Here is a 23,326-nt window from a genome sequence, read left to right on the forward strand (position 1 = left end):
TTTTTAATAAGTTTGATTGTATTTTTAAAAAAAGAGGCTTCAAAAGCAATAGACGCATAAACAGTTATTTGCTGACAAATACAAATTAGTCCCTACACAAATGTAAATTGTAATTATTGCACACAAAGATACAATTATTTTTATGATGTAACGCAAAATTCACACCGAAAAAATGAAATAAATACCCTTGTTTGCCATTGTAAAAGGTTATAGGTGATTTTTAAGTAGCTCATTCTATTAAAATTCAAAAAAAATTATTAATTTAAAAGATTAAGAACTTTAAAAGTCGGCTAAAAAAGCAATATTTTTCAACAAAAGTCTTTATAATCAAGTAATATAATCACTACCTTGATTTGTTGGTTTTGGATATAAAAAACTTCTTTAATTATGAAAAACAAAAAAACACATAGCCTTTACATATTTCTATTTTTAGTGTTTAACGTCCTAATCATAGGAGGCTCACAGGCTCAACAACTAACAGAAAAACACTGTATTACGCATTTTAATCTTGATAAAGGAGTAGCCATTGAGGGTTATGATGTGGTTTCTTATTTTGTAGAAGACAAACCACAAAAAGGAAAAGCATCTATTTCTGCAAAATACTTAGGTGTAATTTATAGATTTTCTACTAAAGAACACCGAGATTTATTTATCAAAAACCCTCAAAAATATATGCCTCAATATGGTGGCTGGTGTGCTTATGCAATGGGTGCAAAGGATGAAAAAGTGGATATGAATCCAGAAAACTATAAGATTATAGATGGAAAACTCTATCTTTTTTATAAAAATTTCTTCACAGATACATTAGATGATTGGAATGAAGATGAAGAAAATCTAAAGCAAAAAGCTAATAAAAACTGGTCAGAAGTGAAATAATACTGTCTTTTTGCTTTGTAAAAATAGTTTTCAAATGAATATTTTACAGTTACTCAAAAAACCTCATCCTTTTATTTTTAATATAGGAAGTATTTTAGTTCCTTCCTTGATTACTTTTTTAGTGATTTTGGTTTTTGCTCCTTTCGGTTTAGTTCAGTCTGATGTGTTGAACCGTTTTAGCTATGCTATTTTTTTTAGTGCAGTAGTTGCTTTTTGTATTTGGGTAGGTGTAAGAGGACTACAAAAAGTATTCTCTAAATCTTTTGAAGAAGAAAACTGGACAGTAGGAAAAGAAATAAGCCTAGTTTTTACGATTCTAACATTTATTATTTTTGTAACCTTCTTTATTTTTGCTTTTCTGAAAGGTTTTGAAAACTTAGGAGCTTTGTTTCAAATCATGTTCGTTCGGACACTTCTCATTTCGTTTTTTCCAATCTTGATAATGATTCTTTACGAGCAGTATTATCATCAAAAACAAAAGTGGAAAGAAGCAGAATCGCTCAATCAAAGACTTCAAGAAAAACAGACTGAATTACAGAAAACACAAATTAAACTCAAAGCAGAATTTGAGAACAAACTTCAAAATCAAGTAGAGGAAAAAATAGAAGAGCAAGTCAGAACAAAAGTAGAGGAAATAGAAAACACTATTTCTCAAAAAAAAATCATTTTAGAAGCCGAAAATGGAAAAATTGCTTTGCAATTAGAAAGCAAACAAATTTTTTATCTGCAATCAGAAGGAAATTATATTGAAGTTTTTTATAAATCAGACAATTCTATTCAAAAAGAATTAATCCGAAATAGCTTAAAAAAGCTAGAAGAAAAATTACCTCCAAAAGATTTTTTTAGGTGTCATAAAAGTTATATCATCAACCTTTCAAAGATTCAGAAAGTAGAAGGAAATGCACGAAATTTAGAATTGGTTTTGCAAAATATCGATACAAAAATTCCTGTTTCACGCTCCAAATCAAAAGAACTTTCAGAGTTTCTCAAAGCAAATTCTTAGTATTTCTTATTTACTTTTAATTTGCTTTTTCCACTTTATACCACCCTCTTCCCATTCTTACCAAATAGAGATAAATGATATAGCTATTGCTTTATTATTATTTATTTTTGAGATATGTCGTGGAATTCTGCAACAGTTTTCAAAAACTTTTGTCTTTACAGATAAAAATAAATCTCTCTTATGCTTACTGACCAAAAAATATATTATCAAGATAGCTCTATTCAAATAGCAAGAAATCATTATGCTAAAACTAAATCAGATATGCCTTTGCATAGTCATGATTTTCTTACCATTAGTTTATTGTTGAATGGAAATATAGCAGAAAAAACTTCTCAAGACCAAATTCATAAAGCAGGTGCAGGGCATGTTTCTATAAAACCACCTCAAGTGATTCATAGTGATTCTTTTGCAGAAGATAGTTCACTTTTATCGCTCAAAATATATGATTGGGAATATTACGACTTAGATTTTAAAGAATGGAGTTGGATTGCAGAACAGACACTTATACCTTACTTTTTGCCTCTCATTCAACAAAAAAATAAAAAAGAAGCTATAAAGCAACTAAAAAAAACATTGGCTATTTGCTTACAGCAACAATCTACACACATCCCTACTTGGCTTTCAGAAATTGCTACTTATATTAATAATAATCACGAAAAAAATATTGTAATAACAGAGATAGCTCAAGATATAAATAAGCATCCTTTTCATGTAGGTCATTTTTTCAAAAAATTTTATGGTATGGATATAAAAACATATCAACAAAACTTGAGAATACGAAATAGCTTTGCTCAAGTAATAGAACAAAATGAAAGTCTAACAGAAATTGCGTATAAAAATGGTTTTTCAGACCAAAGTCATTTTTGCCGAACCTTCAAAAAAATTACTCACTTTACGCCACGAAAAGCTCTAAATTTAATCGATGTTTGATTCGTTCTATTTTTTGGTAAAATACAAAACTACTTTTGTAAAAATATTTTATCAACCACTAAAAACGAATTTGAAAATGATAAGAAAAACTATCTTAGTTGCACTACTTATTTCTATTACTCACTTTAATTTTGCTCAGAAAATAGAAAAAAATCAGAAACTCACTCAATTCATTGAAAAAGTCCAGACAGAGCTAGAAATGATTCCTGCTATCAGTGTTGCAGTTTCTCATCTTGATGATAAAAAAAATACAAAATCTTTTGCATACACCACAGGCTACACAAACCTTGAAACTAAGCAAAAAGCTACTAATTCTACTGGTTTTTATATTGCTTCTACTACTAAATCTTTTGTTGGGCTTTTAGCTAGTGTTTTGGAATATGAAGGAAAAATTGATCTCCAAAAACAAATCATAGAATACAAACCGTTTAGTAATTTCAAAGAAAAAGCAAAATTTGAAGGAATTACGATTAATGATTTGTTGTCGCACCAAATTGGAGTTGATAATGAATATTTATCTATGCGTTTGGCTTATACAGGCGAATATACAGAGGAAGATATTTTGAGAATTATAGAACAAGAAAGTGAAGCCTTAGAAACTGGAAAGCAGTTTATGTATTCTAATTATGGCTATTACCTTTTTTCTATGATTTTGAAAGCAGAACTAGGAAAAACATGGCAGGATTTGCTTCAAGAAAAGGTTTTTACGCCTTTAGGAATGAAAAACACATCTGCAAAAGTTTCTGATTTTGATGAAAATAAATTAGCCAAACCTCATCATAGTACCTTTGGAAAAGATGTTCAGAAATCAGATTTTTTTAAGATAGATAAAACCATGCACGCAGCAGGAGGAATAATTACTTCGGCAGAAGACATGGCAAACTTTCTAGAATTTCAAATCAATAAAGGAACTCTACATGGCAAAACAATTTATCCAAGTGCCGTTATAGAAAAAAATCAAGAAAAGTTAGTTTCTGCTGCTCATGAATATATAACTATTTTTGAGGGAAATGGCTATGCTAGAGGTTGGAGAATAGGCAATTTTGAAGGAAAGAAAGTAATTTATCATTTTGGAGGTTATCATGGTTTTGCTTCTCATCTTTCTTTTTTACCAAATGAAAAAATAGGTGTGAGTGTAAGTATTAATCACTCATTAGGTTTGGATATCGGAAATTTGATTGCTAAATATGCCTATTATTTACATTTAGGAGATGAAAAAGCAGTCAAAAAACTAGAGAAAAAGGGCATTAAATCACTTCAAAAGAAATTCAAACGCTACAATAAATCAGAAGTAAAATATGCCGAAAAATTAGCCAAACGTGAATGGATGCTTTCTCTTCCAAAAGAACAATATATAGGCAGTTACAAAAGTAAAAATATCGGAACAGTAAATGTCAGTTATGAAGATGGTAAACTGTTATTCACTACTGGAAATGTAAAAAGCATAGCAACAGCTTATGAGTTAAAAGAATGTATGCGAATCGAACTTGCCCCTGGGAGTGGCATCGTGATTCGTTTTCAAATTGAAGACGGAAAGCCAGTTAGTTTTTCTTTTGGAGAAGATGTTTTTGAGAAAATCTAAGTCAGTTCAAAACGGTCTTGAACAAAAAACAAGACCGTTTTTTTATGTTTATTTTTTGAGTTTTGATTAAAAAATACGATAAAGATTCAAATCATCTCCCACTTATCCCAAACTCTGCCACTTCCTACCAAAACCATTTTAAAAGGCTGTAAAACTACATTTTATCCCTCATATTTGTCGTATAAGTTTTTAAAAAATCACTAAAAACAAATACACCAATGACAAAATATAGACTATCAGTTTCACTTATTTTTCTACTTATTTTCACACTTGTTTTTTCACTTTCTAGTAATGCACAAGTTTATATAGAAAAAAAATCTCAACATCGTTTTGCTCAATCCTACTTTGGATTTAACACACAAATTATTCCTGCATCGGGTAGCTTAATTTGGCAAGGTCAAGAACAAGAATTTCCTACTGCTATTATGCCTCATCTTACTCTTGGAGGACTGCATTTTTGGGGAAAGTTAGATTTTAATATGACACTTTACTTGACCAATTTAGGAAGTACAAAACTTCAAAATAACGGAGAGGTAGAGTACCGTTCGGCAGGAAGTCTAAGTGCAAAATATTATCCTTGGCGAATGGAATTTAAAAAACTTCGTCCCTATATGGGGGTTTGCCTAGATTTTTCTTCACTAGGTTTGGGAAATGATACCCAAGGAAAACGTTACGATGGTTTTATTACACCGATGCCATTAGGAGGGTTTTCTTTTGCTCTAAAAGGTTGGCAAATCAATGCCGAAGCTATATTTCTAGCCAACAACAAGAAGACTTTTTATAGTAGTGAAACTCAAAGAAACACCTTCGAACTTCCCAAAACTTATTTGTCTTTAGGTGTAGTGAGATATTTTGATACTACAATTAAAGAAGAAAAGCCAAAAGAGTTTGGAAAAACAGCAGAAGTTATGGCAACTTTAGCTGCTAAAAAGAAACTCAATAGTTTCTCCATTGGTGTTGCGCCTAGTTCTGCATTCTTTTTAAAATCTCCCAAATTTTCAGAAGAATTAGAATCTTTACCTCTTCATAAAGCAAGTTTTAATTTAGACATCGGAGTAGGCTATTTTTTCTACAAAGCTAAATTACACACAGGTTTTAGTTATCGCAATTATTCTTCAAAAGCCATTAGTTATAGCTTAGAACGTATTATCAGAAGACAATCCATTGCCTTCGAAACCTACAAATTTTTGTTTGACTACAACGGCTTTGTTCCTTTTGTGGGAGCAAGTATTAGTTCTGAAAAGTGGGCGACTGGTCTTTTCAAAAATGACATACAACAAGGCGAAATAGCAAGAACAGAAATGATTTCTCTTGGAATTATCTTCGGTTGGGACATTGTGCCATCGTCTTTAGATACTTGGGTGTTGCGTACTAATCTGCGCTATTATCCTTTTCAAGAAATTAATGATGTGGGAGGGAAAAAATCAAGAGTGGATCAGTTTGAGTTTAATTTTATTCAGTTTGTCATCTATCCAAATCGCATTATCAATTTTAGAAAAGCAAAAAAAGGATTTTATAAATAAAAACCTATTAGTCATGAAAACACTCCTCTTAAAAATTAATAATGACAATGACCTCAAGCTATTAAAGGAATTAGCAGATAGCTTAGGTGTTACTTACTTTGAGGCAAATAGGGTAATACAATATGAAGGAATACGAGAAATTACTGAAGAACAAGCCTACAAACTGGCAGAAGGAGCAAAAGACTTTCCTGTTCTTGTAAAAGAAGAAGACGAAATAACAGAATCTGCTGTTACACTTAAAAAATTTCCAACAGGATATTTATTAGGGGTTAGCTGTGATACAAAAGATTTGTTCAAATTATTTTTTTCTCCAAACCTAAATGAAATGACTTTGCTCACAGAAAGCTACATAATGAATCTAAGAGAAAAAGGAAATCCTTTTGCATAAAACTAAACTTTAAAAATTATGAAAGACTTCGTTCAATACACACTTTTTTTTCACGTCTTGGTGGGAAGCATTTCTCTAATCAGTGGCGCAGTTGCTATTTTGTCTAAAAAGGGCAAAAAGTGGCACAAATACTCGGGTAAAATTTATTTCTGGGCAATGACTTTAGTTTTCATTACTGGAATTATCGTGGCTGGTTATCGCTTCAATCGCTTCTTGTTTTTGATAGCTTTTTTGAGTTATTACAGCGTTTTTTCTGGTGTTCGTTTTCTTAGTTTAAAGAAATTACACAAAGACCAAAACCCAAAATGGTACGACTGGGCAGCAGGAATTATCAATGGACTTGCTAATATTATTTTTATCGGAATAGGTTTGTATTACCTTTTGAGAGAAAATCATAATCTAGCTGGGGCATTGCTTTCTATGGGTTTTGGGATTGGTGGCTTTATGATTTCTTATACCAACTTTAAGATGTTTATTTTCCGTCCTACAAAACATTATCATTGGTACACAGCCCATATCGGAAATATGATGGGAGGTTATATTGCTACGTTTACGGCTTTTTCAGCGACAGTAGTTTCTCGCTTCGATTTGATGAATCCTTTTGTAGCCTTTGCTTTGCCTCCTCTTATTGGTGTTCCTATCCTAATTTATTGGACAAGCCAAGTAGAGAAAAAATTTCAAAAACCTACTATCTAATCTAAGTTTCTTATTCTCACTTTATACATTTAAAATTATTTATTAATTCAACTCAAAAACTCAGTTTTCAATGAAATATATTATTTCTTTTATTTTGGTTTTTCTCTGTTTGAATTCACTTAAAGCACAAATAGATACTGTAAATACACAATCTGATGTGTTAGAAATCAAGCAACTTCAAGAAAATCAAACTTCTTATATCGTCTATATTCAAGACTCTATTTATAAATCAAACTTTGAAATTTGGGACAGAATAATTTCTAAAAATGAAAATACATATCAACTTCATTGGACAAGACATTCTAATAATAAAAATAATTTCCATAAGTATCTCATTACATTTGATAAAAAGCTACGTACTTTGAGTGAAAAAGTCTTTCATCAAGATGTGAGTGAAGAAAAGACACTTATCGAAAAAAAGCATTTTATCTACGAAGAAAATAAAATGTACTCAGATTCTGATACCACACAACACAATGTTTTGCCTTTTGAAATAAATGATTTGGAATATTCATTCAATTGGGAACTAGATTTAGAAGTTTTGTCTGCATTGCCATTGGAAGAGGATAAGCAATTTGCTATCAGCTTTTATCATCCTGCCTCAAAAACGCCTCCTAAATATTACAAATATTGGGTAGATAGAAGCGAGGAAATTTCATCAAATAATAACTCAATGGATTGTTGGGTAGTAAAAGTAATTTATTCAGAATATCAATCAAGTGAATTTTGGATTGATAAATCTACACATCGTGTGCTTCAAATGAAGGAAGGCTTTTTTGGGAAATACCGATTTAAGAAATTGATACTCTAACCTAAATCTAATTAAAAAACAATGATAAATTACAAATATACTTTACTTTTAATATTGCTTGTCTTTGCTACTTCTTGTTCCTACATTAAAAACGTAGGATTACTTTCAGGAGGAGAATTGAAAGCCAAAAACTTTGTTCAAGAAGTACCTTTCGAACTCAAAAAAGACTTGATTGTCGTAAAAGCCAAGCTAAATGCTGATACTGTTTTGCGTGAATTTATTTTTGATACAGGAGCGTTTAATAGTAAAGTAGAAAATAACTTAGCGACTGATTTAGGTTTAGAAACAGTTACCACTAAATCAAATTCGACAGCACAAGGCGTAACCAAACAAATTAAAGTTATTCGTTTGGATTCAATAACTTTTGGAGAAACTTCTTTTTATAAAATTGGAGCAGGAAAGGTCATCTATTCTGAAAAATCGGCTAGTCCTTGTATTGCCAAACACGGAATTATTGGAGCAAATCTAATGAAACTGGCGCATTGGAAAATTGATTATCAAAATCAAAAACTCTACTTTTCAGATACGCCTTTTTCTATAAATGGGGAACATTATACCTTACCTTTTGACAGTCCTACTTTGTCTGGAACACCAAAAATTAATCTAAAACTAGGCGATAAAACCGTCGAAAACGTACTTTTTGATGTTGGTTTTAATGGTAGTTTGGTTTTGCCTTTGTCTTTAGCACAGCATTTTGAAACAGCCGAAACACAAATTATTTTGGATAAATCTACTTCTGGAATTTATGGTTCAAATACAGATTCAATTATTGTAAAGAAGTTAAAAGTAGAAATAGGAGGTTATCAGACAGAAATGTTGGTAGAGTTTTCGGCTATCGGAAAAGCACTTTTAGGAAACGAGTTTTTGAAGCATTTTACAGTTTGTATTGATTATGAAGATGATAAAATTTTGCTCAAACCTCAACAAGAAGTAAAAATCGAATCTACAACAAAATTTTTGCTAGGAATACTCAATGATTCTCTTTGGGTTGTCAATCGTACCAATTCAGAATTAGATTTACAGTTGGGCGATACTGTCCTTTCCGTTAATAATCGTAAGCCAAAAGATTTGTTTTCTTCGCATTGTGATTACATAATGAATGCTAAAAAAATGTTTGAAGCCGATACTTTAGTTTTAGAACTCAAAAATGACAATAAAATAAATTTATTTCCTTAATCTTCAATTAATTAAAAATGAAAAAACACAATTTATTTACCCTACTTACTTTCTTTTCTCTAATTGTATTTGGCTGCACAGAAGATGAAACTATCACTCCTATTACTTCAAATGAAGAGCTTACAGAATACTTACAAGAAGTCTATAATGAATCTCAACTTCCTGCTTTTTCTTTAGCGATTGTGAAGAATGGAGAACTTGCTTATCAAAATTCTTTTGGGCATAAAAACATCGAAAACAATGAAATTTATACCAATCAAACATTACAACCCATTGCCTCAATTAGTAAAACAGTTTTGGGTGTAGCTACCGTCAAAGCAATAGAATTAGGTTATTTTGATTTGGAAACAGATATTAATAGCATTCTAACAAATCCAATTATAAATCCTAATAACCCAAATGATATTATCAAAATTCGTCATTTGGTAACTCATACTTCTTCATTATTGGATGTTTCAGAAGCCTATTTTGATGCGTATTATATTCAAAATGGCGAAAATATGAACACAGAAGGAGCAGCCTTGTTGCAAAATTTTATGGGAATTGAACAGCGAAATAAAAAGTCTTTAGAAAGTTTGATTTCAAATTATTTTTATCCAAGTGGTATCAATTATTCTCTTGACGCATTTTCAAATTCTAAAGCTGGAGAAAAATGGGCATATTCTAACCTTGCTTCTTCTTTGATGGCATACTTAATTGAAATAAAAGCAAATCAGCCTTATCATCAATTTTTAGAAGAACAGATTTTTGAACCATTAGAGATGAATAAAAGCACTTATTTTCCTTCTTTGTCAGAAACTCAGTTGGCTACTTTGTATTTTGATAAAAATACACCTTTGCCTAGATATGGAAATGATTCTTATCCAGACGGTTCTGTATTTACCTCAAATGAGGAGCTTAGTTTATTTTTAGTGGCAATGATAAAAGGCTTTCATTTTTCAGAAGCATCTATAATTTCATCAGAAGGATTTGAAACTTTATTTTCCCCTCTTTTAGCAGAAGAAAAACTAATTTTACAAGCTCACAACAACCACGGAGTTTTTTGGGTACACAATAATAATACCTTGCAACATAGTGGAAGCGACCCTGGTACGACTTGTTTATTAGAATTTTCAAAAGAAAAACCAGAGGGTTTTTTATTACTGACTAATAGTGATGCTTCCGTTGAAGAAACGCAAACAGTATATAATCAATCGGCTAGACAAATAAAATCGGCTATATCTTCTTACTTATCGTCCTCTGAATAATTTTTTATTATTTGAAGTTCGAATAAAATAGATATTTTTGTAGAATATGTCTTTCACTAAAATCTATAAAAATATTATAATGAAAAAGATAATTTCGTCTTCCTTTACTTCATTACTCTTGGCTTTATTTATTATTTCATCTTGTCAAAGTTCCAAAACTGCAATTACAAGTGATAATTCTAAAGAAATGAGTTATGTTTCTCAAATAAAACTGTTTCAGGAAGAAATGAATATAAGCTACAAAGATTCTAAAGAATCACCTTTAGAAGCAAGTAAGCGCAAGAAATTCAAATCCTTACCTTTTTTCAAAATTGATGAAAGCTATAAAGTAGAAGCTGATTTTGTTAGAACAACTGAGGGAAAGCCTTTCGCAATGCAAACGACGACAGATAGGAAACCAATTTATCAAAAATTTGGAGAAGTTAGTTTTGAGTTGCACGGAAAAAGGCACACACTAAATGTCTATCAAAGTGAAAATTTGACACAACAAGAAGAGTACAAAGATTATTTATTCTTGCCTTTTACAGATTTGAGCAACGGACAAGAATCGTATTATGGGGGGCGTTATATTGATTTAAAAATTCCAGAAAGAGAAGCAGCAGACGGACAAGAACTAGATAAAATTACAATTGATTTTAATAAAGCCTATAATCCGTATTGTGCTTATAATAAGAAATACTCTTGTCCAATTCCACCAAAGGAAAATCATTTGGATGTGAAGGTTTTGGCTGGTGTGAGTTATGAAAATCACGACTGATTTTAAATACAGAGTTCACAAAGGAACATACACTTGAACCACAGAGAAATAAAGAGTTTAGAGAGAATACAAATTATTTTTTACTAATGTGAACTCGGTATTAGAATTTATGTAAATATCAGTCTATGCTTCTTTATTAGCTGATTTGCTAACTATCTTGTCAGTACACCTGCAAGGTGTCAGACAATTTAGCCCAACATAACTGTCTGAAACTTTGAAGTGTCTCACAGGGACATAAAAGCAAGAATATAATACCGAGTTCACGTAATACTAGAACTTTCCTTAATCTCTAGTTATCTCCCAAAGTCTAAAACACTATTAAAACGATAGGTTTTGTGAGGTTGCACCGAAACACCTAATGTTTTGTAACTTCCACTCAAGCAAATTTTTCTATGTCCCAAACTCGGCACACCTGAATCGACGAGTAATTGCATTACAATTTCAAGTGCATCAAATTGTCCGTACGAGCAACATTCGCCAGCAAATTTTGATTTACAACCCGAGTTTGGAAGACGTGTATGTCCAACATATCCTTTTTTTCCTGAAGAAATAGCGTGACATCTTGCACTTTCAAATAAATCTTTTTGAGGAGAAAGTACGCCCACAGCTTTCATGTTTTTCATTGTTTTGTAAAGTGACCCTGTATAATAATCTGATAAACTCAAATTTTCATACGAGTTCCACTTTTTATATTTCACCAAAAAAGTTTCTGCAAAAAGAGGAGGATTAAGACGAGCTAAATTGAGATAATAATAAACTAACTTTTCATTTTCGGTTAGATAATCTGTACTTTGAGCTGTGTAGGCTATAGTATACTTTGCATTTTTCCATTCTGGGACTACTTCTTGAAACTCTTTTTGGTAAGGTTTTATTCCTAGAGTCTCATTTGATTCATTTACATTTTCTGTGTAATCTTCTATAATTTCATCGCCACTTTGATTTTCTTTTATTTCTAATACTTTTTTATCAAATTTTGTCAAACGAGCAGAAGTTTCACCTTTTTTTAGTGTAGGAAGAATAGAAATTCCAAAATAATCTGTTTTATTAGAAAGTAAAATCTGTTTTGCTTGACTATTGGACTGAGATTTCAAAATTGACATCAACAATCGCATTCCTGTATTTTCATAATACATAGAAGAAGAAGTTCCACTTACTTGGAAGTTTTCACATTTTTCCTCTTTATTATAACATGCCGCCAAAATACATTCTTCTCTCATCGGAGAAATAACAGGAAGTGGACGCAATCTTTTGAGTTCACTAGCCAATGTCTTTGTATCTTTTCCAAACATTACTACATAACCGAGTGAGTTTGTGCTATTCCAATCTGTACATTTGTCTAAAAAAGTTTCAGCAAAAAGTGGTGGATTTAGACGCATCAGATTCAAAAAATAATAAAATTGTTTTTCTTCATCGTTCAAGTAATCTGCATATTGTGCTGTATTGGCTGAACTGTATTTTTGCTCTTTCCATTCAGGAATCCATTTTTTGAACTCGTCACATTGGGCAAAAGAATTTTTAGAAATCCCAAAAAATCCTATAAAAAACACAAATACTACAAATAAAAATGGTTTTCTCATAATTGAATTATTTTTTTGATGTATTTATCTACTTTTCAATTTTATTGCCAAAGAAAAGCTGATTTTAGAATTGAAGTTATTTAAAAATTAGTTTGCATGTATTTGTTGGTGTCGCTACGCTAAAACACCAACAAAGGCTGAAGTGAAAATTGTTTTTAAGACACAAAAAAGTTTACTCAAAAAATTATTTCTTATTCTTTTTCAAAAAAATAGGAACTTAATTAAACGAATTTCTATTTTTGTACTATGGAAAAACAAATACCCAACCTTATAGAAGAACTTCGCTGGCGTGGCATGTTACAAGACAGCACCCCAGACACAGAAAAACATTTGCTTGAAAACAAAATTTCAGGCTACATTGGTTTTGACCCTACTGCTGATTCGTTGCATATCGGCAACTTAGCGACAATAATGCTTTTGGTTCACTTACAGCGTGCAGGACATACACCTTATGCGCTCGTTGGTGGGGCAACAGGAATGGTAGGCGACCCTTCAGGAAAATCTGCTGAACGTAATCTTTTAGATGAAAAAACACTTCGTCATAATGAAAAATGTATTGGCGAACAACTTCAAAAATTCTTAGATTTTGAAGGAGAAAATGCAGCCGTTTTAGTAAATAATTACGACTGGTTTAAAAACTTTAGCTTTTTAGAGGTTTTGAGAGATGTCGGAAAGCATTTGTCGGTCAATTATATGATGGCAAAAGATTCTGTCAAAACACGCCTTGAAACAGGAATTTCATTTACAGAATTTTCTTACCAATTACTCCAAGCCTACGATTTTTATCATTTGTATAAAAACCATGGGGTCAAACTTCAAATGGGAGGTTCTGACCAATGGGGAAATATTACTTCAGGAACAGAATTAATCAGAAGAATAAGTAATGCCGAAAGTAATAATAATGACGATACTAGAGAACACGCTTTTGCAGTTACTTGTCCGTTAGTTACAAAAGCAGATGGAACAAAATTTGGGAAGTCTGAAAGTGGAAATGTTTGGCTTGATCCAAATCTTACTTCACCTTACAAATTTTACCAGTTTTGGCTCAATGCAGATGATGATGTTGCACCTCGTTTGATTCGTGTCTTTACTCTTTTAGATAAAGAAACTATTGAAAGTCTAGAAATCGAACATAATAAAGATAAAGGACAAAGAATTCTTCAAAAAGCTCTTGCTGAAGATGTAACTGTACGAGTTCACGGTCAAGAAGCCTATGAAAATGCTGTTGAGGCATCAGGAATTTTGTTTTCAAAAGATGTCTTAAAAAAGTTGCAACAAACTGATGAAAAAACACTTTTAGAAATATTTGAAGATGTACCACAAATTCATATTTCTTTAGATGAATATCATCAAGCTGAAAATGTAACTGAACTTCTATCAACTATCGCTAAAGATGAAATTTTTGCATCAAAAAGTGAAGCAAAGAAAATGATAAAGGGAGGAGGAGTAAGCATTAATAAAGCCAAAATTGCTGACCCAGTAATGGAAGTTGATTTTGCTCTTTTACAAGATAAATACTTACTTGTTCAGCGAGGAAAGAAAAATTATTATTTGATTTGTGTAAATAAGTAAATTCTGAATAAGTAATAAAGTAAAAACGGTTTCAAGTTATAGTATAATTTGAAACCGTTTTTTTATGGCTTTTTTAAAAGAAAATGAGTATTTTTCTTAAATTTCTTTCTAAAAACCCACATGATTTGTAATACTCATCAATGTAAAGTTCCAACACCTATGTCAGAAAAAATAACACAACTAAAAAAACAAGTTGAAGCAGGAAAGTTTCAAGAATTATTTGATTATTTGAATTTGTATTTTGAAGAAAATCCGTATAATCAATATTCTACTATCAAAATGAATATTTTGCATCAAATAAATATGGGATTTGCGCCTAATCCTATGCAAGTTCAAGGATTACAAATATTTTTGAATAGCTCTAAAATTAAAGAAGTTGTTCCAATTATTGAACAAAATCATAAAACTACACCTCAAAAAACTACTGAAACTATGGCTTATGGAACAGAAAAAGAAATTGAAGGAATCAGAAAAGCGATTGATTTGATTTTAGAAAAAAAGGAGTTTTTACAAGAAGAATTAGGAATAGCAAGTGGAAATCAAAAATTTGCATTAAAAAAGCAATTACAAAAAGAGGAAATAGATTTAGAAAATTATCGTCAGAAAATCCAAAAATTAAGAGAAGAGAATCCTTCTAATTCAGAATTGAACGATTTAGATGCAAAAACTCAAAAAGCACAAGAGGAAATGAAAGATAGTTTGAAGGAAGAAAAGAAAACCTCTGTCTTTATTTCCTACAATCACAAAGACAAGGAATTAGCCAATAGAGTAAAAGACTTTTTGAGAAAACAAGAAATTGATGTTACCATAGATTCAGAAGCAATGAAATCAGGTGAAGACATAAAAACATTTATTGAAAAATGTGTGCGAGAAAATGATATTACGCTTTCTTTGGTTTCAGAAAATAGCTTACTTTCTGCGTGGGTAGCGATGGAAAGTGTGCTTACTTTTGCAGGAGAAAAATTAGCTGATAAAAAATTTATTGCTGTTTATGAAGATGATTCTTTCTTCGGACGTTCGTTTGTTAGAGAAAGTATGAAAGTAGTTAGAAAAGAACTACAAGAAATTGATGAAGAAATTGACGAATGTAGAAAAGAAAATATTGGAATCGAACATTTGCAAGATGAGCGTACTCGTTATAGAAAGCTAGAAACTAATTTAGCTGAAATAGTAGGACGTTTAAAAAATTCTCTTTGTAGAAAAATAAGTAAGAATAATTTTGAAACAGGAATGCAGAAAGTTTGTGATGATATAAAGTAATATTCGAAATCCTCAACGACGGCAACACCTTAACGACGGCAACACCTTGTTGACGGTTGAAATAGTAAAGTAAACCGTCGTTGAGGCTCAAATGCAGCCGTCAACGAGGATAAAAAAAAATGGTTTCAAGCAAAATACTTGAAACCATTTTTTATAATTATCACTTACAATTTAGCCGTTTTCGGTGTCTCTACCAACGACTTCAAAAATTAAATTCCCTCTATAAGATTACATTTATTGTAATCTTCATCAATATCGATATAAAGTTCTTTTATGGCTGTAAAGAACCACTCATCAAGCATTTTTGCCCTTTCGTCATTTAAAGCTGCTTGATAGATTTTTTCATAATCATCATTCAAATTTGCTTGGTGAGGTTTTGTTTTATCTATAAAATACAAAAGACGCACAGCTTCTTTTCCGTCAGGACTTCTAAATGGCAACGGCTGACTAACTGATTTTAATTTCATTGTATCTAAAATCAAATATGTATTATAATCAAAATCTTCAGCTACTAGTTTAGAGCTTCCTGTTTGCTGACTCAAAATACGTCCACCATTATTTTTTGAACTTCTATCAGCTGAATGCTCAAATACAGCTTTTGCAAATGTCAAACTATCTTTTATAATCAAATTACGAAGACTATCAACAAAATGATTGGTATAAACCATATCTTCAGCACTCGGTTTTGGACGAATGAGAATATGACGAGTATTAATCAAGTTTCCACGTCTTTCTAAAAGTTGAATCAAGTGAAAACCATATTCTGATTCAATTGGTTCTGAAATCTCCATTGGTTTAAGAGCAAAAGAAGCTGCTTCATATTCAGGAACAAGTTCTCCACGTTCTCTGTATCCTAAGTTTCCACCTTGAGCAGCCGAACCCAAATCGGCAGAAAATTCTTTAGCTAGAGCTGCAAAATCTTCTCCTGCCTTGATACGTGTACGAATATCTAAAAGCTGTTTTCTTACTCTGTCTTTTTCTTGCTTACTTACCTTTGCATAAACTAGCATTTGAGCTACTTCATATTCTGCTGGCAAAAATGGCAAACTATCTTGAGGGATAGATTTATAAAATTTACGAACCTGTGAAGGAGTTACTTTTGCATCTGTTGTTATTTCAGAGCGCATTTTTTGAATAGTTAGCTGTTCTTTGATAGGTTCTAAAAGCTCTTCTTTTATATCAGCTAAAGATTTGCCTAGATACTCCTCTAGTTTTTTCTCATCACCACCTGCACGTTCGACCATCATAGAAAGACGATTTGATGCTTCACTTTCTACTTGTGCATCTAAGACAATCACAGAATCTATTTCTGCTTTAGCATACATTACTTTATTAAAAAGAAGTTGACGCAAGATTTCGCATTTTGCATTTGGACTTTCTTTTCCCTCTTGAGAACTTAAATAGTTTTGATATGAAAGTTCTAATTCTGATTTCAGAATGATATAATTATCTACCTTAACGATAATTTTGTCTGCTACTTGTTGCGAAAAACTAGTTGTAGAAATCAGACAAAATCCCAATAAGAGTAAAAAAGTAGAAAATTTGATTTTGAAATTGTTCATATATAAAATTAGTGAATTGATGTTTAGTTTTTATTGTGTATTTGTTGGCTTGGCTACGCTAAAATACCAACAAAAGCAAATTTTAATATTTATTGTAAGTTCAATAAAAGTAAAGTTTCATTGAGGACTTAACCAAAAGGAGTACGTAAAACAAGGCGTTTTTGTAGCAAAAAAATAATTTTATTCTACCACAAAAATTTTATAGTCCTGATTTTCTTTTGCTCTGTCCATTACTTTTGTTTCAAGTTCCTTTTGTAACTCTACTTTTCTTTTGTTCAGAATCACACTAATAATTTGACTTTTGACATAGTCTAATGGAGAAACTTGGTCTTGAATTTTGAAATCGTTTATCTTTAAGAAATAATAATAGGCTGCGTCTTCACTTTCTACAAATTTATTTTTTTGAAGTAATAAATTTCTATCAAAAGGCGTATTGGCAACAAGCTCTGAAATAGGTAACCATTTATCGTCTTGCAGAAAATAACTTGCTGCAAAACCATAGCTATATGATTTTAATTTCTCAGTTTCGTCTGAGTTAGGTTCTAAATCAGAACGCATCCATTTACGGAGATCATCTAATTGAGTTTGAGGTGTATTTAATTTTACTTTTACAAAATAAGCTTTTACAATAGGCTGTTTCAATTCAAAATTTGCTTTGTTTTCTTCATAATATGTGCTTATTTGAGGCTCTGTAACAAGTGTATCCAAATATTCATTGACATAGTTTTGTTTGTAAGCATGAACCAAGAGTTGATATTTATAATCTTCTAATCGTTCTTCTAATTCTTTTTGGTCAATGCCACTTTTAGATTCTGCTTCTTTGAGTAAAAGTTTTCTTTCTATCCAATTATCAACATATCTTTTTACAATATTTGTGCTGTCTTCTTGGCTATAATTAGGAGGTAAAAGTTCTGTTATTTCTTCTTGAAATAGATAACTCTCTCCTACTTGTGCCACAGGAGTTCCTGTTATTTCTTCTTTTGTTTCAGCTTCTTGACAAGAAAAAATAAAACTTGTCAAAAATAAAAATATAATTAAAAAATTATTTCCTTTCATAGAGAAAATAACTCTACATCTATTATCACTCATAATTTGCTATTTGTTGTACTCAACTCAAAACCCTAAGAATCTTTAAAGACCCTTAGGGTTTAAAATATAAGAATGCAAAATTACAAAAAATAAATTTGATTCGTGACAAATTTCTTCAAACAGCCAAGAAGTCCATCCTAGCTCTATTTAGAATTAAGAAGAAGAGATATTTCTTCAGCTATCTTACTCATCTCTTCAAAACTTTCTGCGTGATAATATTTTCCATTTGTAAAAATACTAATTTGCTTCAAAGATGCATCATTATAAGGACTTTTGATAGTAATATGCTCTTGATCAGGCGTAGTAATGGCAGCTTCTCCTCCACCTCCAACACCAATTGCATACACTTCTACGTCACGCTTACTAGCCAAAAGTAAAGCACGTTTGAAAATATTGTCACTTTCAGAAGTTGCACCATCACTAAAGATAATAATTTTTCTATCTGTAGAACCTACACGCTCAAACTCTTTGATTGAAGTATCAAGAGCTTCTCCAAGTACTGTTCCTGTTCCATCTACCAAATCAGTCGTAATTTGCTCTAAAAGTTGATACAAATCGACTTCTTGATCACCCAAGCGAGCATAAATCATAGATTCTCCAGCAAAAAGCACAATACCATAACGTGCTGTTGCATGTACACTCATAAGTTGTTGTGCTGCCGATTTTACAGCTTCTAGTCGGGTTGGTGTTACGTCCTCTACTTTCATAGATGAAGAAACATCAATCGCCAAAATAATATCCATGTGTTCTTCTAAAACAATTTCTTCTTTTACTTCTTCTGTTAAAACACTATCTGTTGGTGCTTCATCTTGTGCATAAGAATGAGTTATAAAAGAGAATAAAAAGCAAATGGCTAAAAAAGAAGAGACAACCAATTGTTGTATGAATTTTTGTAAAGAATTAGAATATGTCATTGAAAAGATTTTTTAGTAGTAAACTAGGAATAGATTAGGAAGAAATGAATTGTCAAATTTATAAAATATTTAAATAAAATTAGGATTTTACAAATAAAAAATTGACTTAAATTAGTGATACTTTAATTCAAAAATCAATCCGAAGTAGTCATAACTAGTCTTAGTTTTCTCAAATCATTAAATTAATTTACATTTTCAATAGACCTTCCAATGCATCTTTCCAGTTTACTTCAAAGCCTCCCAAAATAAGAACTGTTCCAGCAGTAAGTAAAGCCACAAAAAGTAAAGCTAATGTCCGAATTGTTTTTTGGGATAGAATAAAAGGTCGTTGTTTATTATTTTTCATAACTAATAAAACTTTAAGCACATAATAATTTTCTACAAATTAGCTAAAAAACACTCAAATTAGAAAAAGTTAGTATTTTGTATCTGATTTTTTCAAAGATTTTTTTATTAATAGTAAATTAGCGTTGATTTAATCTGTATTTTTGTAAAAAAAACGCAATCAAAAAATGATAAGACGCTTAGTTATTTTTTACCTAATAGTTCTTCCAATTTTAGTTCTTCTAGGTATTTTTAGTTGGTTCTTTTCTACCATTGTAGGATATTTCGTAGTTGCCATGGTTTTTAGTGCTGTTCTTCAAACTCCCACCAACTATATTAGTCAGATTCAGATTGCAGGGATTCAATTGCCTCGTGCTTTTGCTGTGATGCTTTCCTTTTCTATTTTTGCTGGCATTATTGCTCTTTTTGTTCTGCTTTTTATTCCACTAGTTTCTGAGCAAATAGAATTTATTTCAGCTCTAGATTACAACTCCCTTTTTGAAAATATTGTTTCTCCTATTGATTATATAGAGAATTTTTTAATAGAAAGAAGATGGGTAAAAGAAGAAAAAGGTTTTTTGATGAATGGAATTCAAGACTATTTTTTCTCTTTTTTTGTAGAAATGAAAATTGGAAATGTTATCAATGAGATTCTCTCAACGACAAGTAATATTTTTATAGGAACAATTTCGGTACTTTTTATTTCTTTCTTTTTGCTCTACGAAAAAGGACTTTTTAGAAGAAATGTAATTGCACTGATTCCAAATGCCTATTTTGAGGTTTCGATAAGTGCTATTTATAAAATTGAAAAACTACTTTCCAATTACCTTTTCGGACTGCTAATTCAGATGTTCTCTATCTTTACTTTGGTTTCGATTGGACTTATTGTTTCAGAAGTAAAATATGCTGTTACAATTGCTATTTTTGCAGCCATTGCCAATCTAATTCCTTATATAGGTCCTATTTTGGGAGCTTCTTTTGGTCTTATTGTTTCGCTTTCTACTCAACTTCAACAAACTCAAGATACTGCATTTTCTATTTTAGCAATCAAAGTAATTATCGTATTTTTGATAGTCCAACTTTCTGATAACCTTTTGCTTCAACCCATTATTTTTTCAAGAAGTATAAAAGCACATCCTTTAGAAATATTTAGTGTTGTTTTTATGGGAGCAGCTTTGGCTGGTGCTGTGGGAATGATTTTCGCTATTCCTGTCTATACTATTTTAAGAGTTATGGCTTTAGAATTTTGGAAAGGATATAAAGAATATAGAATTTTCGGAAGAAGTTAGAAATAAACTGTAAAGGATAGATAGTAAATAATCAAAATCATACTTCTGAGTTATTTTAAGACCTGAAGAGTAACAAAACTAATGGCTTTGTGCATTTATTTAGTGGTGTCACTTCGCTAAAATACCAACAAAAGTTAGTGTTTTTTAGGAAATCAAAAATTAGTTTTCCTAGATAAATTTTGAATTTAAAAATTACATATCATAAAAAAATAATTTGACGATTTGCTAGTCTGTTTACTAGCAATTCTTCACTGAGAACTGACCAAAATGGATACACAACCTAACACAAACTTGTCTGATTTGTCTGCTTTAGAGATTATTCAGATGGCAAAACAGCACGTTTCTTTTGATGACACAGAAACAGCTTTTGCTACTCGTTCAGATTTTGATTTAAAAAAGATGAATCTTCTTTTTTGGACAATGAATAACCCTACACTTGTAGGGTCGGGAACGCCTCTCTTAAAATTGGCTTTCAAGATTAAAATGCCGTTTGTAAAACCTGTTGTAAAAAATACTCTTTTCGAACATTTTTGTGGTGGAGAAACTATTGAAGACAGCGAACGAACCGTTATCCAGCTTTCTCAAGCAGGAATTGGGACAATTCTAGATTATTCAGTAGAAGGTGAAAAATCTGTAACAGGTTTTGAGAAAACAAAAAATGAAATTATCAGAACCATAGAAAGAGCAAAAGGAGACACAAATATTCCTTTTTGTGTTTTTAAAATTACAGGTATTGGACATTCCAAAATTTTGGAAAAAATACAAGCAAAAGAGCCTTTGAATAATGAAGAGCAAATCAATTGGGAAAATTTGAATAAACGACTCAACGAAATTTGTGAAACAGCTTATCAAAATAATGTTCGTCTTTTTATAGATGGAGAGGAAACTTGGTTTCAAGAAACTATAGACGATTTGACGTATCAAATGATGCAAAAATACAATAAGGAAGAAGCTCTCATTTATAATACCTATCAAATGTATACAGTTGATAGACTTGAAAAATTAAAAACAGCTTATCACAATGCAGTTGAGGGAAACTATTATGTAGGAGCAAAACTTGTTCGTGGTGCATATATGGAAAAAGAACGCAAACGAGCAGAAGAAAAAGGCTATCCAGATCCCATCCAACCCGATAAATTAAGTACAGATAGAGATTTTGACGCAGGAATGGAATTTTGTGTAGAAAATAGAGATCGTATGGCTCTTTGTGCAGGAACACATAATGAACTGAGTTGTTATTCACTTGTTGTTTTGATGGATTCTCACAATATTAAAAAAAATGACCCTAGTTTTTACTTTGCACAACTTTATGGAATGAGTGATAATATGTCAAATAATTTGGCAGCAGCAGGATATAATGTAGCAAAATATGTTCCTTATGGTGCAGTAAAAGATGTTATGCCCTACTTAATGCGAAGAGCTGACGAAAATACAGCCATTGCAGGACAAACCAGTAGAGAATATTTATTGATACAGAAAGAAATAGAACGAAGAAAACAAGTAAGACAAATCAAATCATAAAAATAGATTACAACCCTGTTCAATTCAGAGTTAATACTATTTTCAATTGAATAGGGTTTTAACTTCTATCGTTTACCCACATGTTTTTTAAAAGCAAAAAATGTATTCATTCATTGCTTTTTCGTCGTATTCCCCATTGACAACGTCCATTTTCTTCGAAAATGCACGCTTGCCAAGGGAAAAACTTAATAGTGGTGTTTCATTTTGCCTTAGCAAGCGTCAGTTATCGAAGATAACAAGACGTTGATAATGGCGAACTGAAACAGAAATACAGCTCTTTTACCTATTTCAAGCACGTTTCAGACTTGTGGGTAAACGATAGGGTTTTAACTTGTCGTTTATTCATCAATACAAAAGTACGTTTTCATTTTCTGTTTCCCACTTTCGTAGTTTTACACGGTCGTTATAAGGCAGATTTCTAACAAAAATATTGACTTTTTCATCAAACTGAACCAAACTATGAAGCAGTTGATTAATTTGTGTAACAGTATTTAGTGAAGTTGAAAAATCATAGATTTTATTTCCTTTCTTCACAACTTGTAAACTATACGAGCTACTAGAATAAATTAAATTAATTGCCAAAATAGACTTCAAAATAATCCTAACGTCTTTTTTTGTATCCTTGAATCGAATTGAAATATGTTTTGAATGAATTTCTATACTTTCAATTTCTTTTTTCTTTTTAGAGGGAGCAAATAGTTTTTTGTCTTTAAAAAACATGGATTTTATTCCTATGGTCATAATTGCCACAAATGTAATTCCTATTGAAAGTGGTGCAACTCCTTTAATCATTGTCAGAAGAATCAAAACAGCAGAAATACAAATTACCCAAATAGAAAAAGTGTTTTTTTGATAAAATGAACGCTCATCAACAACTACTGGCTGATTCATAAAATGATTATCTGTTTCATTTGAAAACTCATTCGTATAAGAACTAGAAATTTTGTCATTACATTGAATCACATACAAAGGAGGGCGAGTAACTCCACTAATTTCTAGCTTTTCACTTAAAGGAAATTTTCCTAATGTTTCGCTTTGATTGCAATGTGTCTTAGCTAAATAAAGCCACGTATCTTTTAAAAAAGCAGATTTACAAACAGCACAAAACACAATTTCATCGCCTTCTTTTATATCGTCGCCAGTAATTGGGTCACTTCTATTTTCATCAAGAAATGCCTTATGTCTAGGATTTTGTATTATATGAGTGTGCATAAATCTATATTTTTACT

Annotated in this window: 21 protein-coding genes; 15 read left to right on the top strand and 6 right to left on the bottom strand. The window is 31.2% G+C overall.

Annotated features, from left to right (window positions below):
- Positions 1–387: 387 nt before the first annotated feature.
- The 11 genes from V9L04_RS02320 (at position 388) to V9L04_RS02370 (ending at position 10,989) form a co-directional block, all read left to right on the top strand.
- A complete protein-coding gene (locus V9L04_RS02320; protein WP_338792453.1) occupies positions 388–876 on the top strand; it encodes a YHS domain-containing (seleno)protein in 489 nt (162 codons plus the stop codon).
- 34 nt (positions 877–910) lie between these two features.
- On the top strand, positions 911–1,879 hold the full coding sequence (locus V9L04_RS02325; protein ID WP_338792454.1) for a LytTR family transcriptional regulator DNA-binding domain-containing protein: 969 nt from the start codon (positions 911–913) through the stop codon (positions 1,877–1,879).
- Positions 1,880–2,059: 180 nt separating this feature from the next.
- Positions 2,060–2,809, top strand: coding sequence for an AraC family transcriptional regulator (locus V9L04_RS02330; protein WP_338792455.1), 750 nt, complete (start codon positions 2,060–2,062; stop codon positions 2,807–2,809).
- Between the two features lie 76 nt (positions 2,810–2,885).
- Positions 2,886–4,391: a serine hydrolase gene (locus tag V9L04_RS02335; protein ID WP_338792456.1), complete on the top strand. Its 1,506-nt coding sequence runs from the start codon at positions 2,886–2,888 to the stop codon at positions 4,389–4,391.
- Positions 4,392–4,609: 218 nt separating this feature from the next.
- On the top strand, positions 4,610–5,914 hold the full coding sequence (locus V9L04_RS02340; protein ID WP_338792457.1) for a hypothetical protein: 1,305 nt from the start codon (positions 4,610–4,612) through the stop codon (positions 5,912–5,914).
- Positions 5,915–5,927: 13 nt separating this feature from the next.
- Positions 5,928–6,302: a hypothetical protein gene (locus V9L04_RS02345; protein ID WP_338792458.1), complete on the top strand. Its 375-nt coding sequence runs from the start codon at positions 5,928–5,930 to the stop codon at positions 6,300–6,302.
- An 18-nt stretch (positions 6,303–6,320) separates the two neighbouring features.
- On the top strand, positions 6,321–6,998 hold the full coding sequence (locus V9L04_RS02350) for a hypothetical protein (protein WP_338792459.1): 678 nt from the start codon (positions 6,321–6,323) through the stop codon (positions 6,996–6,998).
- 70 nt (positions 6,999–7,068) lie between these two features.
- The gene (locus V9L04_RS02355) at positions 7,069–7,809 is read left to right on the top strand and encodes a hypothetical protein (protein WP_338792460.1); all 741 of its coding nucleotides are present in this window, start codon (positions 7,069–7,071) and stop codon (positions 7,807–7,809) included.
- A 21-nt stretch (positions 7,810–7,830) separates the two neighbouring features.
- Positions 7,831–8,985 (top strand): pepsin/retropepsin-like aspartic protease family protein, encoded by a 1,155-nt coding sequence (locus V9L04_RS02360; RefSeq protein ID WP_338792461.1) that lies wholly within the window; start codon positions 7,831–7,833, stop codon positions 8,983–8,985.
- A gap of 17 nt (positions 8,986–9,002) precedes the next feature.
- Positions 9,003–10,232, top strand: a complete 1,230-nt coding sequence (locus V9L04_RS02365) for a serine hydrolase domain-containing protein (RefSeq protein WP_338792462.1) — start codon at positions 9,003–9,005, stop codon at positions 10,230–10,232.
- A 79-nt stretch (positions 10,233–10,311) separates the two neighbouring features.
- Positions 10,312–10,989 carry a DUF1684 domain-containing protein gene (locus tag V9L04_RS02370; RefSeq protein ID WP_338792463.1) on the top strand — a complete coding sequence of 226 codons (678 nt, stop codon included), beginning with the start codon at positions 10,312–10,314 and terminating at the stop codon, positions 10,987–10,989.
- 293 nt (positions 10,990–11,282) lie between these two features.
- Here V9L04_RS02370 and V9L04_RS02375 read toward each other — a convergent pair whose 3' ends face one another.
- The gene (locus V9L04_RS02375; RefSeq protein ID WP_338792464.1) at positions 11,283–12,566 is read right to left on the bottom strand and encodes a CAP domain-containing protein; all 1,284 of its coding nucleotides are present in this window, start codon (positions 12,564–12,566) and stop codon (positions 11,283–11,285) included.
- A 246-nt stretch (positions 12,567–12,812) separates the two neighbouring features.
- On the opposite strand from V9L04_RS02375, the gene tyrS reads away from it, so the two are divergent.
- Together tyrS and V9L04_RS02385 are read left to right on the top strand one after the other, a co-directional pair.
- Positions 12,813–14,138 carry a tyrosine--tRNA ligase gene (gene tyrS, locus V9L04_RS02380; RefSeq protein ID WP_338792465.1) on the top strand — a complete coding sequence of 442 codons (1,326 nt, stop codon included), beginning with the start codon at positions 12,813–12,815 and terminating at the stop codon, positions 14,136–14,138.
- A 120-nt stretch (positions 14,139–14,258) separates the two neighbouring features.
- Positions 14,259–15,398: a TIR domain-containing protein gene (locus tag V9L04_RS02385; protein WP_338792466.1), complete on the top strand. Its 1,140-nt coding sequence runs from the start codon at positions 14,259–14,261 to the stop codon at positions 15,396–15,398.
- Between the two features lie 209 nt (positions 15,399–15,607).
- Here V9L04_RS02385 and V9L04_RS02390 read toward each other — a convergent pair whose 3' ends face one another.
- From V9L04_RS02390 to V9L04_RS02405, 4 genes are all read right to left on the bottom strand, one after another.
- Positions 15,608–16,960: a peptidylprolyl isomerase gene (locus V9L04_RS02390; RefSeq protein WP_338792467.1), complete on the bottom strand. Its 1,353-nt coding sequence runs from the start codon at positions 16,958–16,960 to the stop codon at positions 15,608–15,610.
- Between the two features lie 180 nt (positions 16,961–17,140).
- Complete coding sequence (locus V9L04_RS02395) at positions 17,141–18,049, bottom strand: peptidyl-prolyl cis-trans isomerase (RefSeq protein ID WP_338792468.1); 909 nt, start codon at positions 18,047–18,049, stop codon at positions 17,141–17,143.
- A gap of 143 nt (positions 18,050–18,192) precedes the next feature.
- Positions 18,193–18,963, bottom strand: coding sequence for a VWA domain-containing protein (locus V9L04_RS02400; RefSeq protein WP_338792469.1), 771 nt, complete (start codon positions 18,961–18,963; stop codon positions 18,193–18,195).
- 187 nt (positions 18,964–19,150) lie between these two features.
- Complete coding sequence (locus V9L04_RS02405) at positions 19,151–19,309, bottom strand: hypothetical protein (RefSeq protein WP_338792470.1); 159 nt, start codon at positions 19,307–19,309, stop codon at positions 19,151–19,153.
- Positions 19,310–19,475: 166 nt separating this feature from the next.
- Here V9L04_RS02405 and V9L04_RS02410 point away from each other — a divergent pair, with 166 nt between their 5' ends.
- Together V9L04_RS02410 and V9L04_RS02415 are read left to right on the top strand one after the other, a co-directional pair.
- A complete protein-coding gene (locus tag V9L04_RS02410) occupies positions 19,476–20,576 on the top strand; it encodes an AI-2E family transporter (RefSeq protein WP_338792471.1) in 1,101 nt (366 codons plus the stop codon).
- A gap of 267 nt (positions 20,577–20,843) precedes the next feature.
- Positions 20,844–22,097, top strand: coding sequence for a proline dehydrogenase family protein (locus tag V9L04_RS02415; protein WP_338792472.1), 1,254 nt, complete (start codon positions 20,844–20,846; stop codon positions 22,095–22,097).
- Between the two features lie 345 nt (positions 22,098–22,442).
- Here V9L04_RS02415 and V9L04_RS02420 read toward each other — a convergent pair whose 3' ends face one another.
- Positions 22,443–23,309 (bottom strand): hypothetical protein, encoded by an 867-nt coding sequence (locus V9L04_RS02420; RefSeq protein ID WP_338792473.1) that lies wholly within the window; start codon positions 23,307–23,309, stop codon positions 22,443–22,445.
- Positions 23,310–23,326 lie beyond the last annotated feature (17 nt).

The organism is Bernardetia sp. MNP-M8, assembly GCF_037126285.1.
Classification (GTDB): domain Bacteria; phylum Bacteroidota; class Bacteroidia; order Cytophagales; family Bernardetiaceae; genus Bernardetia.